This is a genomic window from Dickeya ananatis (assembly GCF_019464615.1).
Lineage (GTDB): Bacteria > Pseudomonadota > Gammaproteobacteria > Enterobacterales > Enterobacteriaceae > Dickeya > Dickeya oryzae.
Map to the genome: position 1 here is coordinate 1,029,649 of NZ_CP040816.1, position 17,059 is coordinate 1,046,707.

At 52.8% G+C, this 17,059-nt stretch carries 12 protein-coding genes and 1 tRNA gene; 9 read left to right on the forward strand and 4 right to left on the reverse strand.

All coding sequences use genetic code 11. The annotated features are described in order from the left end of the window. The first annotated feature begins 149 nt into the window (after positions 1 to 149). The gene (locus FGI04_RS04485; protein ID WP_342700362.1) at positions 150 to 2,006 is read left to right on the forward strand and encodes an Svx/AvrXca family virulence/avirulence protein; all 1,857 of its coding nucleotides are present in this window, start codon (positions 150 to 152) and stop codon (positions 2,004 to 2,006) included. A 152-nt stretch (positions 2,007 to 2,158) separates the two neighbouring features. Here FGI04_RS04485 and FGI04_RS04490 read toward each other — a convergent pair whose 3' ends face one another. Continuing rightward, the gene (locus tag FGI04_RS04490) at positions 2,159 to 2,965 is read right to left on the reverse strand and encodes a 5'-nucleotidase, lipoprotein e(P4) family (protein ID WP_407273753.1); all 807 of its coding nucleotides are present in this window, start codon (positions 2,963 to 2,965) and stop codon (positions 2,159 to 2,161) included. Between the two features lie 606 nt (positions 2,966 to 3,571). Here FGI04_RS04490 and FGI04_RS04495 point away from each other — a divergent pair. Then, positions 3,572 to 4,363 carry an NPP1 family protein gene (locus tag FGI04_RS04495; protein WP_407273752.1) on the forward strand — a complete coding sequence of 264 codons (792 nt, stop codon included), beginning with the start codon at positions 3,572 to 3,574 and terminating at the stop codon, positions 4,361 to 4,363. Positions 4,364 to 4,464: 101 nt separating this feature from the next. Here the strand turns inward: FGI04_RS04495 and FGI04_RS04500 are convergent. Further along, positions 4,465 to 4,539, reverse strand: a tRNA-Arg gene (locus tag FGI04_RS04500). 502 nt (positions 4,540 to 5,041) lie between these two features. Here FGI04_RS04500 and mlaA point away from each other — a divergent pair. Next, positions 5,042 to 5,803 (forward strand): phospholipid-binding lipoprotein MlaA, encoded by a 762-nt coding sequence (gene mlaA / locus FGI04_RS04505; RefSeq protein ID WP_407273751.1) that lies wholly within the window; start codon positions 5,042 to 5,044, stop codon positions 5,801 to 5,803. A gap of 413 nt (positions 5,804 to 6,216) precedes the next feature. After that, a complete protein-coding gene (gene mqo, locus FGI04_RS04510; protein WP_407336350.1) occupies positions 6,217 to 7,788 on the forward strand; it encodes a malate dehydrogenase (quinone) in 1,572 nt (523 codons plus the stop codon). A 79-nt stretch (positions 7,789 to 7,867) separates the two neighbouring features. On the opposite strand, the gene fadL is transcribed toward mqo, so the two are convergent. Continuing rightward, positions 7,868 to 9,133, reverse strand: a complete 1,266-nt coding sequence (gene fadL / locus FGI04_RS04515) for a long-chain fatty acid transporter FadL (protein WP_407336351.1) — start codon at positions 9,131 to 9,133, stop codon at positions 7,868 to 7,870. 381 nt (positions 9,134 to 9,514) lie between these two features. On the opposite strand from fadL, the gene FGI04_RS04520 reads away from it, so the two are divergent. The 4 genes from FGI04_RS04520 to sixA all read left to right on the forward strand — a co-directional run bounded on the left by FGI04_RS04520 (position 9,515) and on the right by sixA (position 15,159). Next, complete coding sequence (locus tag FGI04_RS04520) at positions 9,515 to 9,811, forward strand: YfcZ/YiiS family protein (protein ID WP_342700377.1); 297 nt, start codon at positions 9,515 to 9,517, stop codon at positions 9,809 to 9,811. Positions 9,812 to 10,210: 399 nt separating this feature from the next. Continuing rightward, complete coding sequence (gene fadI / locus FGI04_RS04525) at positions 10,211 to 11,524, forward strand: acetyl-CoA C-acyltransferase FadI (RefSeq protein ID WP_407322245.1); 1,314 nt, start codon at positions 10,211 to 10,213, stop codon at positions 11,522 to 11,524. Beyond that, positions 11,521 to 13,713, forward strand: a complete 2,193-nt coding sequence (fadJ, locus tag FGI04_RS04530) for a fatty acid oxidation complex subunit alpha FadJ (RefSeq protein ID WP_407336352.1) — start codon at positions 11,521 to 11,523, stop codon at positions 13,711 to 13,713. The genes fadI and fadJ overlap by 4 nt, the downstream gene beginning before the upstream one ends. A gap of 945 nt (positions 13,714 to 14,658) precedes the next feature. Further along, complete coding sequence (gene sixA / locus FGI04_RS04535; protein ID WP_248589386.1) at positions 14,659 to 15,159, forward strand: phosphohistidine phosphatase SixA; 501 nt, start codon at positions 14,659 to 14,661, stop codon at positions 15,157 to 15,159. 77 nt (positions 15,160 to 15,236) lie between these two features. On the opposite strand, the gene smrB is transcribed toward sixA, so the two are convergent. After that, positions 15,237 to 15,779 carry an endonuclease SmrB gene (gene smrB, locus FGI04_RS04540; protein WP_016941131.1) on the reverse strand — a complete coding sequence of 181 codons (543 nt, stop codon included), beginning with the start codon at positions 15,777 to 15,779 and terminating at the stop codon, positions 15,237 to 15,239. Between the two features lie 313 nt (positions 15,780 to 16,092). Between smrB and prmB the strand changes: the two genes are divergently transcribed. Continuing rightward, positions 16,093 to 17,025 (forward strand): 50S ribosomal protein L3 N(5)-glutamine methyltransferase, encoded by a 933-nt coding sequence (gene prmB, locus FGI04_RS04545; protein WP_342700379.1) that lies wholly within the window; start codon positions 16,093 to 16,095, stop codon positions 17,023 to 17,025. The last annotated feature ends 34 nt before the right edge of the window (positions 17,026 to 17,059 follow it).

Consider the following 17,059-nt stretch of genomic DNA (forward strand, 5'->3'; position numbering starts at 1 on the left):
TTGAGAGCAGCGAGATTCTTTATTTATACAAAACAGGTCATGAAGACCTTAAGGCTGCCTTTGACGTCTGATGTCAGGAGGCTTGCTTTCCTTTTCATTGGATCGTGAGAAGGCGTACTTACTCATTATCATGCTCGGAAAACGGACTTATGTCGCAGATAAAAAAGCATATTTCTCTGGGGCGCTGCCTGTTTGTCGCAGGTGGCTTATTGGCGGCGAACGCCGCTTATGCCGATGAAACCTGTGTGGCAGGCAACTGGCGAGTCAGTAACGTCAGCGATATGCCCGCAGTGCAGTATCAAACCGAACACTTCGCGTTTCGCTGGAACAGTAATCAGGTTAAGCAGGCCGACGTCGTTGCCGCCGGTAAGCAACTGGAGTTGATTTGGGATAAGTTCATCAACCAGATCAAATTCCCGCAGCCGTATTGCAACGCCACCACCAAGTACAAAGCGAACATTCATATTGACCCGTCTTTTGGCCTGAACGGTGGGATTGCCAGCGGCGGTACCATGGGCATGTGGATCGGTGCGGAGTCTTTGCTTGACCACTGGGGGCTGGCGCATGAGTTTACCCACGCGTTGCAAGGGCAGACTGGCAGCTTCCAGTCTTATGGTAATCAAAACTTTGTCGGCTGGATTTGGGAATCTCATGCGAACTGGATGGCGCATCAGCTTGATGAATATCACGGTACTTCCACGCATTGCTCCGACATGCTGGTGAATTATCCGCACCTCTATCTGGGGTCGACCCGCGATCGTTACTGTAACTGGCAGTTCATGGAACACCTGAAGAACCGCTATGGCTACAGTGCCGTTAACGACCTGTGGGCTAAAGCGCCGAAGGTGGGAAGCGCCGGGCAAAATACAACTGACCCGATCAGTGTGCTGAAGAGCAACATGGGCTGGAGCCAATCCGAACTGAACGATTTCTTCGGCGACTGGGCAATGCACAACGTCAACTGGGACTATACCGATCCTGATGGTTACGATCGCAGCAGCTTTTATCGTCTCAGCTATGGGGGATATGGTGCGCTAACACCCTCCCAGTCCAACGCTGATCAGCTATTGCGTACTACCGCGCTGGAGCCGGTCAGTGTCTCTGGTGTCAGACGATTTGCCGTCCCGTTTGATCAGGCACCGCAACGCTGGGGTTACAACATTGTTCGCCTGATCCCGGATAGCGGTGCCACCAAGGTAACGGTGTCGTTTCAGGGCGTGGTGCAAAGTGCACCGGCGGTTAACCGCCTGCCGGGCTTAAAGAACGATCCGGTTTCTCTCACCCAGCCGGATTCTGACTGGCGTTGGGGTCTGGTCGCGATCGACGCGGCGGGCAAGAGCCGTTATAGCGCACTGCAACGTGGCGCTTCAGCCCAAATCAGTAACTTTGCGGTGAAATCCAATGACAAAGGGTTGTATCTGGTGGTGATGGGGACACCGTCGCAAATGCATCAGATCACCTGGGATCAGGCGTATTACTCGTTGTACCGCTATCCGTGGACGGTGGACCTGACCAGCGCCTGGGCGGAAGGCTCACAGCCAAACGCGCCGACACCGACTGCCAGGGGCCGTCGCCACAGTAACGGCGGTGGTTGGGTGGCGAATGGTGCACAAGTGGCATCGACCGCGTATGTCGGGCCGTATGCCCGCGTGATTGGCGGCAAGGTGCTGGATTATGCCCGTATCGAAGAGCATGCAACGGTGTTAAGCGGCACGGTTTCGGGCAATGCCCGTGTGGGGGGCCTCACTGTCGTGCAGGGCGATACAGTCATCAAAGACAATGCGCAGGTGAATACCGTGTTCAAAGGGCCGGGAGCATTTGAGCGTGGCGTTGTGGTGTCCGGCTCAGCGCAACTGCGCGGTGATGCGGAAATTCGTGGGGTTTCTGTCTCTCAGGGGGTGTTCTACGGCTTCATTGACGACAATGAGGTGCGGGATAATCAGGCCGGTGCCAGCCTGAGCGACGCGGTACCTGAGGTGACCGAACGTCCGGCTTACGCCAAATAAGCCGCAGACAGAGTCACAGTATGTGATCGGTGAATCGATAACATTAGTGGTTGTCGATGTGAATGGTTGTCGACGTGAGTGTTTGTCGACTCAGGTGAATAAACAACGGGGCAGACGCCCCGTTGTTGTTGGCCAATGCGATGTAATCCGGATTACTGGCCGTTCCAGACTCGCATCTGTTGGCTGCGTACCTGTAACTTTTGTTCTGGTGTCAGCGCGTTGTAGTTGCTGCTAAGGCCGCTCTCCCAGTCGCCGTAAAGCGGGTTAGGCAATACGATGAACTGTGTGCCGAATTTCGCCTGGTTTGCACTGACAAACGCACGGCGTTCATCGTTCAGCTTGTGGTATGTCGCAGCGCCGAAATCATTGAGGTTGTCGCCGACATACAGCACGATCTGGTTGCCTTTCGCGCTAATTTCATCAAAACGGGCTTGCTTGTTGCTGCTCCCTTTGCTCAGCCACAGTGTCTGGCTGTTCACATCCGGGAAACCGAGTTTTAGCATGTTTTCGCGGGTATCCGTGGCTTCGCTTTCCAGCCGGTTCGAAACATAGAACACCTGCCCGCCATGACTATTCACATAACGCGCAAATTCCACTGCGCCGGGTACGGCCAGAGCCTGACGGGCATGTGACCAGCGGCTCCAGCTTGCTGGACTAAAGGGCTGATGCTCTTTTGCCTGCCAGCCGCTGTAGGCGCTGTTATCCAGCATGGTTTCATCCAGGTCAACCACGACGACTTTTTTCTTACCGGCAGTCACGGGAGCGGCATCGAATGCCACGCGAGCCGAGTTGAATGCCTGATAACACAATGCCTGATATTCACCTGACTGCTGGAACCAGTTCAGAGCCAGCACCGACTGGTTAGAGAGCGTAGTTTGGGCTTGTTGTGACGGTGTGCTGCAACCGGTTAACGCCAGCATTACCATTAGAGCGCCTGCGCTGAAAGTCAGCTTTTTCATGTATTTTCCTTTCTTGTTTGGGCCTGGCAGGGTAAGAGCACCGCGCCGAAGTCATGGAGTAAGTGCATCAACGTATCGAAACAGCAATGTATCAGAGAGTAAATACGCAGATTTTATTTGTACGCACTTTTTTAAGTGCTGTCACGAATCTGTGGGTGGACGACGACGGATTTCAAAAGACGCCACAACGATGTGAGGGAGACAGGGGAGTGAAGAACCTATCTCATCTGGCGCTAAGAAATGAAGTAAAAAACAAAGGACGATAATAATAAGAAAAATAACAGCGAATTAGATGTGAGTAATTAATTGGGGAGAGTTATCTCGGTTTTATTTATTTTAAAACGGAAAAGAAAATAAATATTGAATAGGTAATATAAGGTTGTTTCTCCGGGTAATCGTTGGTTGCTGGCTGAAATATAGTTATGATAATTTTCTGGGGCCGTTTTTTATCTATTTTTTTTGTTATGGGGCTGAAATAGATAGGTAATGGTTTTACTGAATAACGATTTGCTGATTTAAATATTACATGTTAATCGTAATTCCACTCTTTATTTTTAAAAACACGAATGGGCATGACGCCTAAGCAAAATAGCAACAGGAGATACTATGTTTTTAAAGAAGAAAGTAATTCTGGCAACCCTCCCTCTCTGGGCCGTATTTACAGCGCATGCTGATGATTTCGACAAACTGGATCAGGCATTGCCTTCGGGTGTTAATGCGGCGTCGATTGCGCCGGTATTTGATTTCGATACCGATGGTTGCTTGCCCAGTGCTGGAATCAGTCGCAGCGGTCAGCAAAATGGCGGCCTCAATCCGACTGGTAGCCTCACCGGCGGTTGCCGCTGGACGACGTTTCTCGATAAATCCAATACGCTACATCGGTACGCCTGCGTGAATAGTGGTGGTAACCGCTACTGCGGCCATTTTTATGCGCTCTATTTCCTGAAAGATCAGATTGTGGCGGGCGTCAAAAGCGGCCACCGGAATGACTGGGAATATGCGGCAGTCTGGACCAAAAACGGCACGGTAACCCATGGTAGCTATAGCGCTCACGGCAAGCTGACGACAGCCGCTGCCTCCAGCCTGGATAAACAAAATGGCCACCTGAAGTTTGTCTATCACAAAGATGGTGCGCTGACCCACGCGTTTCGTTTTGCCAAATCAGGCGAGCAGGCGGAAAACCCTTATAACACCTTTGTCACGCCGGATATTGTCAGTTGGTATGCCGTGCATGGTGATGGCGTCAGCAATCAGGACATGCGTAATAAGATGAATACATTTGATTATGGCTCGGCAGATATCCCGATGAAGGACAACAATTTTCTGTCTAACCTGAACGCGGGCAAACCGGGTGATTACCCGAACTTCACGCAAGCCAGCGTGGACAGCGCTAAATAGTGTACCGGCCGGGCCTGACAGCCCGGTCAACGTCATTTTTATGTTTTATATTTGTTTTTAAAGGATTTTCAGACTTGCCGAGAAGGTGTGAGACGGGTCGATGGCGTCCCCGACAGGAATCGAACCTGTAACTAGCCCTTAGGAGGGGCTCGTTATATCCATTTAACTACGGGGACCGCGTTGGCGCTGCATTATACCCGATTTGGTTATCTTCATAAGCACTTGCCGGTGCGTTTGCTCAATCTGCCACCAGTTTTGAGCGGTATACCTGCCTTAATCATGCTATCTTCCGTTATCCGAATCGCCCTGATACGGGGATGACTGCATAGCAAGTCACTGAATTCGGGTGCGATCGCACATTGGGTGCTGGAATTTTGCGAGAGGCTAACGCAGGATCTGCACTTTGCCACGGTTGAGCACATGTTGGCGACGGTGGCGAACCGGTGAGCGTCTTGGTTCATCGTATCGGGTAAGAACCGGACAATTCCGAAGCATTGATGAGAGCTGCGTCACGTCTGGTGTTGCGATCAGGCGATTGCCATTTTCTGATATGCCGCGACAGGGCGGCACGGGCAAACCAAAGCCCGGTGTATTAAAATGATAACATGTGGCCTTGTGCGCTGATGGCCCAGTGGCAGGTCGTGCGGACCGCATGAAAGTTCAGCAGGGAGATACGTTATGAATTTTCGTCTGGGTGGTGTGGTACTGGCGAGTGTAGTGCTTGCTGGCTGTGCCAGCTCTAAAACCTCAGCGCCGGAGCAACGTTCGGATCCGCTGGAAGGATTCAACCGTACCATGTTCGGGTTCAACTACAATGTGTTGGATCCCTATGTCGTTCGTCCGGCTGCCGTAGTCTGGCGTGACTACATGCCACAGCCTGCACGTAACGGGCTAACCAATTTCTTCGTCAACCTGTCTGAACCTGCCGCGATGGTGAACTATTTCGTTGAGGGGAAACCCTATCAGGCGATGATTCACCTTAACCGTTTCTTCCTCAATACCTTACTGGGTATGGGTGGCCTGATTGACGTGGCCTCGATGGCGAATCCTAAGCTGGCGAAAGAAGAACCACACCGTTTCGGCAGTACCTTGGGTTATTACCATGTGGGTTACGGGCCTTATCTGGTGTTACCGGGGTATGGCAGCGCGACATTACGTGAAGACGGTGGTGGTGTAGTGGATACGCTCTATCCACCATTGAGTTACCTCACGTTCTGGATGTCGGCGGGTAAATGGGTGGTGGAAGGGTTAGAAACCCGCGCCAGCCTGCTGGATTCCGACGGGTTGCTGCGTAATTCGTCTGATCCATACCTGATGGTGCGTGATGCTTACTTCCAGCGCCATGATTTCCTGGCGAACGGTGGTAAATCCGTTCCGGTGGTCAACCCGAATGCTAAAGCGATTGAAGGCAGTCTGGACGAAATTGATTCAAATAAATAAGTCTTGTTGTAGTGTTATACAGGCACCTACGGGTGCCTTTTGTAACTAATTTTCCCGTCAAACCCCTTCTGTTACAGCCAATTGATTGTTTGTAAGGCGTTATTTTCTTGTTAATCGTTTATTTAATTACATAAATTCATTTTTATCGTTTATGTAACAATAATAACAGATGGTTAGAGAAGGTAACGATTCAGCTGCCCTGGGCAGGCAATCCGCATGTTGCGTAACCTGTTTTTATCTCCGCCTGTCGTCAACCGGCTCTATGTCGTACCGACATCATAAAGGCAGGTTTGACTACCACGGTTTGTCACTGTTTCCCGCATGGTTTATCGCTTTTGTATCGTTATCTCGCTAATCGGGAATCACCCTTGTTCACCTGCAGGGATGACACACTGACATAACGGGACATAAATATGAAAAAGTTACTGGTTACCACCTTGTGTCTGGGCACAGTAGGGCTGGCACAGCCTGCCATGGCGGAGGAACAACACGCTGTGGATGTGGTGCTGATTGGCGGCGGAGTCATGAGTGCCACACTGGGGACATATTTACAGGCGCTGGAGCCGAACTGGACCATCAGTATGGTTGAGCGGCTGGACAACGTCGCGCAAGAGAGTTCCAACGGCTGGAATAACGCTGGCACCGGCCACTCGGCATTTATGGAACTGAACTATACGCCGGAAAAAGCCGATGGCTCGATTGATATCAGCAAAGCGGTTGAAATCAGCGAAGCGTTCGAGGTTTCCCGCCAGTTCTGGTCTTATCAAATTTCCCATGATGTGATGAAAGACCCGTCGTCGTTCATCAACAGCGTACCGCACATGAGCTTCGTGTGGGGGGACGAGAACGTCAATTATCTGCACAAACGCTATCAAGCGTTGCAGCACAGCACCTTATTCCGCGGCATGGCGTTCTCGGATAATCCGGAACAGATAAAACAGTGGATTCCACTGGTGATGGAAGGGCGAGATCCACAGCAGAAAGTTGCCGCTACCCGCATGCCGATTGGTACCGATGTCAACTACGGCGAAGTAACCCGCCAGTTGGTGAATGGATTGCAACAGCATTCGACTTTCAACCTGAAACTGAACAATGAAGTGCGTGATATCAAACGTAACCCGGATAAAACCTGGCGCGTTGTGGTCGCCGACCTGAAAAACGGTGGTAAAGAAAGCGCAATTAACGCGAAGTTCGTGTTTATCGGCGCTGGCGGTGCGGCACTGCAATTGTTGCAGAAATCCGGTATTCCGGAAGCGAATAACTACGGCGGCTTTCCGGTCGGTGGTGAGTTTCTGGTGACGGATAATCCGGATATCGTAAAACGCCATCTTGCCAAGGTGTATGGTAAGGCGTCGGTTGGGGCACCACCGATGTCAGTCCCGCATCTGGATACCCGTATCTTTGACGGTAAACCGGTGTTGCTGTTTGGCCCGTTTGCGACTTTTTCCAGTAAATTCCTGAAAAACGGCTCATTGTGGGATCTTATCTCGTCAATGAACACCTCCAATGTGATACCGATGATGGATGTGGGTATCGATAATTTCGACCTGGTGAAATACCTGATCGGGCAGTTGATGATGAATGATGATGACCGTTTTGCCGCGCTGAAAGAGTACTTTCCGCAAGCCAAGCCGTCTGACTGGCGCCTGGCGGTAGCGGGGCAGCGTGTTCAGGTCATCAAAAAAGACAAAGAACAAGGCGGTGTACTAAAACTGGGTACCGAGATTGTCAGCGACAAAGATGGAACCATTGCCGCACTGCTGGGTGCTTCGCCGGGTGCCTCTACCGCCGCGCCTATCATGCTTAGCCTGTTGCAAACGGTGTTTAAAGATAACGTCGCCACGCCACAATGGCAGGCGAAGCTGAAAGAAATCATCCCGTCTTACGGTCAGAAACTGGAAGGCAACATCGAGCTGACGAATAAGATTCGCAGTTACACCAGCAGTACGCTGAAACTGGATTACATGGAAGTGAAACCGGAGTAATCACCGCATCAGTTATCGCTATGCAAGAAAACAAAAGGCCGCTATCGCGGCCTTTTTTACGTACACAGAGGGTGTTATGTCAGAAACTGTAGTTAAAGTTCACACCGTACAACCACGCCTGCCCTTTAGAGGTAAAGGTATAGGAAGGCACGCTCTGGGAAATGCCCGGCTCGTGGATAGTCACTTTCTGGCCGTGCATGTAAGACACACCCACATCGACCGATGCGTCTTTATTGAAGGCGTAAGTGGTACCTGCGCTCAGCCACAGACGATCCTGATCCGGAATGGAGATAGTGCGCTTGTCAGCCGGAACCGGGCTATCGTCAAACGCGATACCCGCACGGAAAGTCCAATTGTTGTCGTAGTAGTAGGTGGTTCCCAACGCGATACGGTAGGCGTCGTGGAAGCTCTCGTCTTTTTGGAACAACTGCTGGCCGCTGCTGCCGGTAGCGCGCAGTTCCTGGAATGCGCTCCAACTGGTGTAGGCCAGACTGTAGTGAACGGCCCATTGCGGTGCAACACGATGGTACGCGGAGAATTCCCACATTTCCGGCAGGTTGAGCGTCAGCTTACCGGGGATGGTGGTACCGCTGGTGCCGCGTGGTGCTGCGAGGTCACTTCGGAAAGAACCGTTAAAGTCGATATCGACTTTGGAGCGGTAACTCAGGCCAAAACGGTTATTTTTATCCAGTTCATACAAGAGACCGGCATTCCAGCCATAACCCCATTCTTTACCGTCCAGATGTGTTATCTCAGCGGTTGGGTTCACGCGCAGCGCCGGGCCGATTTCACCAGCATTACGCACGATTTTGGCATCGGCGTATACAGCGTTAACGCCCAGACCAAAGCTGAAATGCTGGTTGAGGCGATAGGCGGCACTCAGGTTCAGGTTGGTTGTTTTCAGGTCGGTTTTGCCCGCGATGGAACCGGCACTGAAATTATCACTGAATTCGGTCGCCAGACCGAAGTTGGTGGTGGCAAAAGCACCTACCGCCCACTGATCGTTCAGCGGCATGATGAAGTGCAGGTTAGGCACCCAGGCGTTTGGCGCGATGTTATCGGCGCTGGCGTCACGGCCGCTGCTGCTGGTGCCGTGCAGATTGATGTCCGGGTCAATATAGGTGACACCGCCGGAAAACGACGGGCGATCAAACATCGTCATCGTGGCTGGGTTGCGGCTGCCGGAGCTGGCGTTATCTGCAATGGCACTTTCACCGGAGAAAGCACGCCCAAGGCCCGATGAAGAGAATTCATTCAACTGGAAACCCGCTGCGGTTGCATTGGATGCCATGAGCGCCAGCGCCACAGCAAGTGATGTTTTCTTTAACAGGACTTTCTGGCTCATGACCGAAACCTCACTGATATTGGCTATTTTTGTTAGCGTGTAACAAGGGACGCGCATTGTAGGGGGGCTTACTGGGCTGACAAATCAGACCAGTTACGAAAAATATAGAATTAACACTATGAAATGTTTTCTTGAAGTTCCATTTATGTTGCAAAAATGATTCTAGAATTTGGATCTGGTTAACAAATGTTGTGGTTGTGTTTAGGGTTTTTAGCTTATTTCATTGAAAAATAACGTTAATGCGTGATCTGTGTCACGTAATACCCCTTTAGTTGGTAAGTGCTAGTGATAGGCCGTCCGTGTGAGTAAAATGAGAGCCAGATTACATTGATAGCCCGCTTCCGCTTGAGGAAGCGCCTGTCACCGCAGAGGAGTTTTGCCATGACAAACGCGATTAACAAATGTAGCGCAGAAGAAACCGCCGCCTGTTGCTGTGTGGATGTAGGAACCGTAATGGATAATACCGACTGCACGGCGTCTTACAGCCACGTATTTACCAGTCGTAGCGATGCGGAGCAGACGCAGAAGCAATTAACGGAAAAAGCCCGTTCAGTTGAATCTGAACCTTGCGTGATTGATACCCGCCTGTCTGAGGTGGATGCAGGGGTCAAACTGGATATGGATTTCACCTTCAGTTGCCAGGCCGAAACCCTGATTTTCCAGTTGGGTCTGCGTTAATCCTCCGCTGTGCCAGTACAGCCCTGAGCCAATAAACAGCTCTGAGCCAATAAACAGCCTGAGCTAACTGAGCGAATAAACGGCCCTGAGCGGACCGGGAATCACCTCGGTGCACTCTGCCTCGTTTTGTGTCTGACACTCAACGGGGCGGTATTTTCTCGTGATCACCCCGTCATTATTCCTGTCATTCTTGCCATTTCCGTTTCTGCGTTTTGACTACCTTGTACCATGTGATTTTCGTCTGGTTATGCCCTGTCGTATCGCGATATCTACTGCCGGCGTACCGGGAAGCGTGGCGGGGTTCGCTGTTTGGTATCGGCTTGTTTGCATAATGTAATCTTCAGGTTAACAATGAGTTCAAACCTCCTCGACCTCTGAAAAGGGATGAACCTCATGGTTATGCGCGAAGTCACGCCGTTGCTCACCCGACGCGGCGATCGGATTGCGATTGTCAGTGGATTGAGAACCCCGTTCGCCCGGCAGGCGACGGTATATCATGGCGTTCCGGCGCTGGAGCTGGGGAAGCTGGTGGTGAATGAGTTACTGCTGCGTAGCGGTGTTGAACCAGAGCAGGTGGATCAACTGGTCTTCGGACAGGTGATTCAGATGCCTGAAGCCCCCAATATTGCGCGTGAAATTGTGCTAGGTAGCGGCATGAGTGTGCACACCGATGCTTACAGTGTTTCCCGCGCCTGTGCGACCAGTTTTCAGGCGGTGGCTAACGTGGCGGAAAGTATTCTGGCTGGCACTATCGATATCGGTGTTGCCGGTGGCGCAGACTCGGCGTCTGTGCTGCCGATTGGTGTTAGCAAGGCGCTGGCGCACACGCTGGTTTCTCTGTCGCGGGCCAAAACACTCAGCCAGCGGCTGGCGTTGCTGGCCCGACTGCGCCCCCGGGATTTACTGCCGGTAGCGCCTGCTGTTGCGGAGTATTCCACTGGGCTGCGGATGGGGGATACCGCTGAGCAGATGGCGAAGGCTTACCGTATCAGCCGCGACGCGCAGGATGCGTTCGCCCACCGCTCCCACCAGCGGGCGGCTCAGGCCTGGGCTGATGGCGTGTTACGCGATGAAGTGATGACGGCCTGGGTGCCGCCGTATAAGCAGGCCATCAGCGAAGACAACACCATTCGTCGTGACAGCGCGCCAGAACAGTATTCCCGCCTTAACCCCGCCTTTGACCGTCGCTACGGTAGTGTGACCGCGGCTAACAGTTCGCCGTTGACTGATGGCGCTGCGGCGGTGTTGCTGATGAGCGAATCCCGGGCCAGCGAACTGCGCTTGACCCCGCTCGGTTACCTGCTCAGTTATGCCTTTAGCGCGATCCCGGTACAGCAAGACATGCTGGCCGGGCCTGCGTATGCCACACCACTGGCTCTTGACCGAGCGGGCATCCGGCTTGATGACCTGACGCTGATTGACATGCATGAAGCCTTTGCCGCTCAAACGCTGGCCAACCTTCACCTGTTCGCCAGTGCTGAATTCGCCCGTGACAAACTGGGCCGTAGTGCACCGTTAGGTGAGGTGGATGAGGCGCGTTTTAATGTCCGGGGCGGTTCGATTGCTTATGGGCATCCGTTTGCGGCAACCGGCGCACGGATGATCACCCAAACGTTGCATGAATTGCGTCGACGGGGCGGTGGGTTGGGCTTGGTGACCGCCTGTGCGGCGGGTGGTCTGGGAGCAGCGATGGTGGTGGAGGTGGCGCAATGACGGAGCAGTTACGGACGGATCAAACGGATGAGCGCGGCACCCAAGCCGCTTTTCAACTGACATTTCGCCCTGACCATATCGGGGTGATTACCGTGGATGTCCCCGGTGAAAAAGTGAATACCTTGAAAGCGGAATTTGCTGAGCAGATGCAAGCCGTGTTGTCACAAGCCCGGCAGTACAACGGCTTGCAGGGTCTCGTTATCCTGTCAGGAAAACCGGCGTCGTTTATCGCGGGAGCGGATATCGGCATGTTGGATGCCTGTGCCGATGTGGCCAGTGCGCAGAAGCTGGCCGAAACCGGCCAGCACACGCTGGATGCGATCGCCCATCTGCCGTTCCCGGTGGTGGCTGCTATTCATGGTACCTGTCTGGGTGGTGGTCTGGAACTGGCGCTGGCGTGCGACTATCGGCTCTGTACCGCCGATGACAGCACCCGCCTCGGATTACCGGAGGTGCAACTGGGGTTATTACCAGGGGCGGGGGGGACCCAACGTCTTCCTCGCCTGATAGGCGTGGATCGTGCGCTGGAGTTAATACTCACCGGGCGACAACTGCGCGCTGCGCAGGCACGGCGTATCGGGCTGGTTGATGAGGTGGTGGCCCCCGCCGTCTTGCTGGAGGCGGCGCTGGGTTTTATTCGCCGGGGTAAACGTCCGGTGACCTCACCCGGCTGGCGACACCGGTTACTGATGCTGCCGTATGTTCGTCGTTGGCTGTTTGAGCGGGTGCGGCGACAGACGCTGGCAAAAACGCAGGGCAACTATCCGGCGGCGACGCGCATCATTGAGGTGGTGCGCTGTGGTCTGGAGCAGGGGAGTCAGGCGGGGTATCAGGCCGAGGCCCGCGCTTTCGGGCAATTGGTGATGTCGCCGGAATCCGTGGCATTGCGGCGGTTGTTTTTTACCACCACGGCATTGAAAAAAGATTTTGGTGCGTCGGTGGATCCCGGTCCATTACGTCGTGTCGGCGTGTTGGGCGGTGGGTTAATGGGGGGCGGTATCGCCAGTGTGACGGCACTGAACGGCCAGTTACCGGTAAGGATTAAGGATATTCAAGAGCAGGGGATCACCCAGGCATTGCACAGTAGCTGGCAACGGCTAAACAAGCAGGTGGCCCGTCGGCGTATGACACCAGCAGAACAGCGGCGACAGATGAGCCTGCTCTCCGGTGGCACCGATTATCGAGGGTTTGAGCATGTTGATGTGGTGGTGGAAGCGGTATTTGAGGATATCGCGCTCAAACAGCAGATGGTTCGGGACATTGAGGCGGTCACGCCGCCCCATACCGTGTTTGCTACCAACACGTCATCGTTACCCATCCATCAGATTGCTGCGGGTGCCAGCCGTCCAGAGCAAGTGATCGGCCTGCACTACTTTAGCCCGGTGGATAAGATGCCGCTGGTTGAGGTTATCCCCCATGCCGGAACCGATAACTCGACGCTAGCCACCACGGTGGCGTTGGCGAGAAAGCAGGGCAAAACGGCGATTGTCGTGGCGGATAAAGCCGGGTTTTACGTCAATCGCATTCTGGCGCCTTACCTGAATGAAGCGGCCCGCTGCCTGCTGGAAGGGGAACCGGTAGAGTCGATTGACCGGGCGCTGGTCCGTTTTGGTTTTCCTGTCGGTCCGTTTACCCTGCTGGATGAAGTGGGGATTGATGTGGCGATGAAAATTGTACCCGTGCTGGTCGCCGAACTGGGGGAACGATTCTGCGCGCCTCCGGCACTGGAGGCGATAGCCAGAGATAACCGCAAAGGGCGTAAGAACGGGCGGGGTTTTTATCGCTACGATCTGTCTCGCTATGAGCGGTTGTGTAACCGGTGGCGTCGACAGCATAAAGTCTCTGATAGCCGTATCTATCGCTTGCTGGATGTTACGCCAACCGCGCATCTGGACCCGGCGTTGATGGCGCAGCGCTGCGTCATGATGATGCTCAATGAAGCGGTACGTTGTCTGGATGAAGGGGTGATTCGTCGCCCTGGTGAGGGGGACATCGGCGCAGTGATGGGCATTGGGTTCCCACCGTTCCTGGGGGGACCGTTTCATTATATGAATCAATTGGGTATCACGACAGTGGTCGGTACGCTGCGGTCATTACAAAAGCAGTACGGCGATCGGTTTGCCCCTGCTGAAGGGCTGCTCCGGCGGCAGTCTGAACAGACCGGTTTTATCGATGACACGACAGATTAATAACCTGTCTCGTTAGGGCTATTTTACTTGCCGTTTTGGCATAGGCACCACAGGGTAAAGGCAGAGTCAGCTGCACTTTGCGTTATCTTGTTTATTCTTCCCCCGACAGGGTGAATAAAGACGGTAATGTATTAGAAACAGGTTATTTGAATGATTCAACCCGATCTTGTTTAAAAAATATCATTATTTTATGACGGGAAAAGGCCTTCGCTGAATTTAATTTTTGGTTAAGGCCTTTAATTAATAACCACATTAAATACAAAGACGATTTTTTTGAGGGTGTCTATTTTATCTTTTTGAAAAATAGCGGTTTTAATTGGTTGCTTTATAGTCTTCCTTTACCCGGAATAACGATTCCCTGAGTGCTGGGCATAATACCGCGCTGAACTATTTAAATATGTTGTATTCGTTGCCAGTGTTGTCTGTGTTTACTATGAGTGAGGCAGCGTCTTTTTTCCAGTATTTCCCATGTTAATAAGATGAAAAAGTGTAAAAGTGTCATAAAAATAAAACCGGTGTCGGTTTGTTCTGTATTATCAGGATTGATAATTTTTTTATCTGAATAAAAATTATATTGCAGTTTAAAATGTTGCTAACTGAGGGGGAATTGATGGCGGGTAGCATATTATGATGCGGTCATACTGATTTCCCCCTGATAAAAGCAAGGTTAATTGCCTGAAAATACGGGATGTTGGCGGTGCCGACGCGAGCGTAATGGGAGGGTGGGATGACAATGGCGGTGCTTCACACCGGGGGTTGGTTGCGATTCCCTGACAATTGGGGTAAAAAAATGCGCTTTGCGTCGGTCAAAACACCATCAGCAAGACGATGGTGGTATCCGACACCAGGCTGTGACTTGTCGCAAAACGGCGTTATGCCGATTCAGTTAATCTACAGCTATCCCCAGGGATTTATTGCCCTTTTTCATCAATATAGCGGTGTAATATGCAAGTTTTGATCATGCGTCATGGTGATGCCGTACCTGACGCCGCCAGTGATGCACTCCGGCCGTTAAGCCGCCGGGGAGATGAAGAATCTCGTCAGATGGCAGCCTGGCTTAACGATCAGGCGATTGATATTGAGCGGGTACTGGTGAGTCCCTATGTGCGGGCTCAACAGACGTTACAGGTCGTAGCCGATGTCATGCCATTACCGGAAGAAAGCGAATGCCTGCCGGAATTGACGCCGGGCGGTAATGCCGAATTAGTGTGTGACTACCTGCTGGCGCAGGCGAAAGAAGGTACCAGCGCCGTGCTGGTGGTCTCTCATCTGCCGCTGGTGGGGTATCTGGTCGCTGGGTTGTGCCCGGCTGAGAATGCGCCCATGTTTGCCACCTCGGCCATTGCCTGCGTCGAACTGGATGACGTATCCGGAACCGGCGTTTATCACTGGCAGGTTTCCCCCTCTCAGTTAGCGGCTAAAGCAGCCAAAGCAGCCAAATTCTGAATCGTCGATGCCCCGGGCAGTGAGCCCCTCGGGGTGGCGATGGGCTGTGGCTGACAAGATGCGCCGACGATCAGTGGTTATTCGTCGTCAGTGCTTTCTTGTGCCACCAGTACCAGCAAGGCGGCATCACCGCCGAATTCTTTCGGTGCCTGATGGAATGCCAGCACATCCGGGTGTTGCGCCAGCCACAGCGGTGTTTGTTGTTTGAGAATGTGTTTACCATGGCCGTGCATCACGCAGGCACAGTAAACATGTTCGCGCTGACAGGCAGCCAGCAACGCCCCGAGTTCCTGCTTGGCTTCCAGTTGCGTCAGCCCGTGCAAATCCAGAAACAGCTCTGGTGAGTAATCTCCCCGGCGTAATTTTTTCAACTCATAATGGCTGGCACCGGGACGGATATAACGTGTCGGCCCGTCGTTTTCCAGTTGCGGTTGAAACTCATCCGAAAAATAGAAGCTGGCGTCCACCTGCTCCTGAATCATTCGCCGGGGCGGCAGTACGCCGGGTTTATGACGAACCGGACGGTGGACATAAGTATCCTGACGCAACCGGGTGGCACCCGCTACCGACGTGCGGAAAAGCGCCTGTTCCTCGTCATCAAGCATGAATTTTTTTTTCATTAGTGCGTTGCTCTGTCTCGTCGCCGTTCTGTTTCAGAATAAAAATACGGTATCGGTATAGAAATACGGTATCGATGTAGTCTACCTGTTCCGTGTCGGTGGCTAAACAAAACCTTATCATTTCGTGTCTATTCCTCCGGTGGTTTCCCCGGCCCACGCTGTCTGGCGGTGATATCTGCTGATTTGTCGCCGTCTTCATGGCAAACTATTGCGTTTATAGAAAGCAGTACGGTTATAGAAACCAGTACGGTGACAGACACACGCGATCACAAAAACCAGCGATCGCAGCAACAGTTGTTTGCGGAGAACACACTTGGACAAAATTTTCGTCGATGAGGCGGTCAACGATTTGCATACCATTCAGGATATGCTGCGCTGGGCGGTGAGCCGGTTTAATGCCGCCAACGTCTACTATGGCCACGGTACCGATAATCCTTGGGATGAAGCGTTACAGTTGGTGCTGCCTACGTTGTTTCTACCGGTTGATATTCCAGAAGACATGTACCACGCCCGGCTGACCTCCAGCGAGCGTCATCGTATCGTTGAGCGAGTGATTCGTCGTGTTAACGAACGTATTCCAGTGGCATATCTGACGAATAAAGCTTGGTTCTGCGGACTGGAGTTTTACGTTGATGAGCGCGTGTTGGTACCCCGTTCACCGATTGGCGAGCTGATTAACCAGCGCTTTGCCTCGTTGCTGCCGAATGCCCCGCGTCATATTCTCGATTTGTGTACCGGTAGCGGGTGTATTGCCATCGCCTGTGCGCAGGCTTTCCCTGAAGCGGAAGTGGACGCGGTGGATATTTCCGCCGATGCACTGGCCGTCACCGAGCAGAATATTCAGCAGCACGGTATGGAATATAACGTGACGCCGATTCGCTCTGATCTGTTCCGCGAGCTGCCTGCGATTCAGTACGACCTGATTGTGACCAATCCGCCGTATGTCGATGAAGAAGACATGGCCGACCTGCCGCAGGAATACCGCTTCGAGCCGGAACTGGGGCTGGCGGCAGGCAGTGACGGTCTGGCACTGGTGCGTCGGATTATGGCGTGCGCGCCGGACTACCTGGCTGAGGACGGGGTGCTGATTTGCGAAGTCGGCAATAGCATGGTGCATCTGATGGATCAATACCCTGACATTCCGTTCACCTGGCTGGAGTTCGACAATGGCGGCGACGGTGTGTTCATGTTGACCCGCTCTCAATTGCTGGATTGTCAGGCGCATTTCAGCGCTTACCGGGATTAATTATTCTGCAGGATGGTGGGCGGTGTGTTCCCGT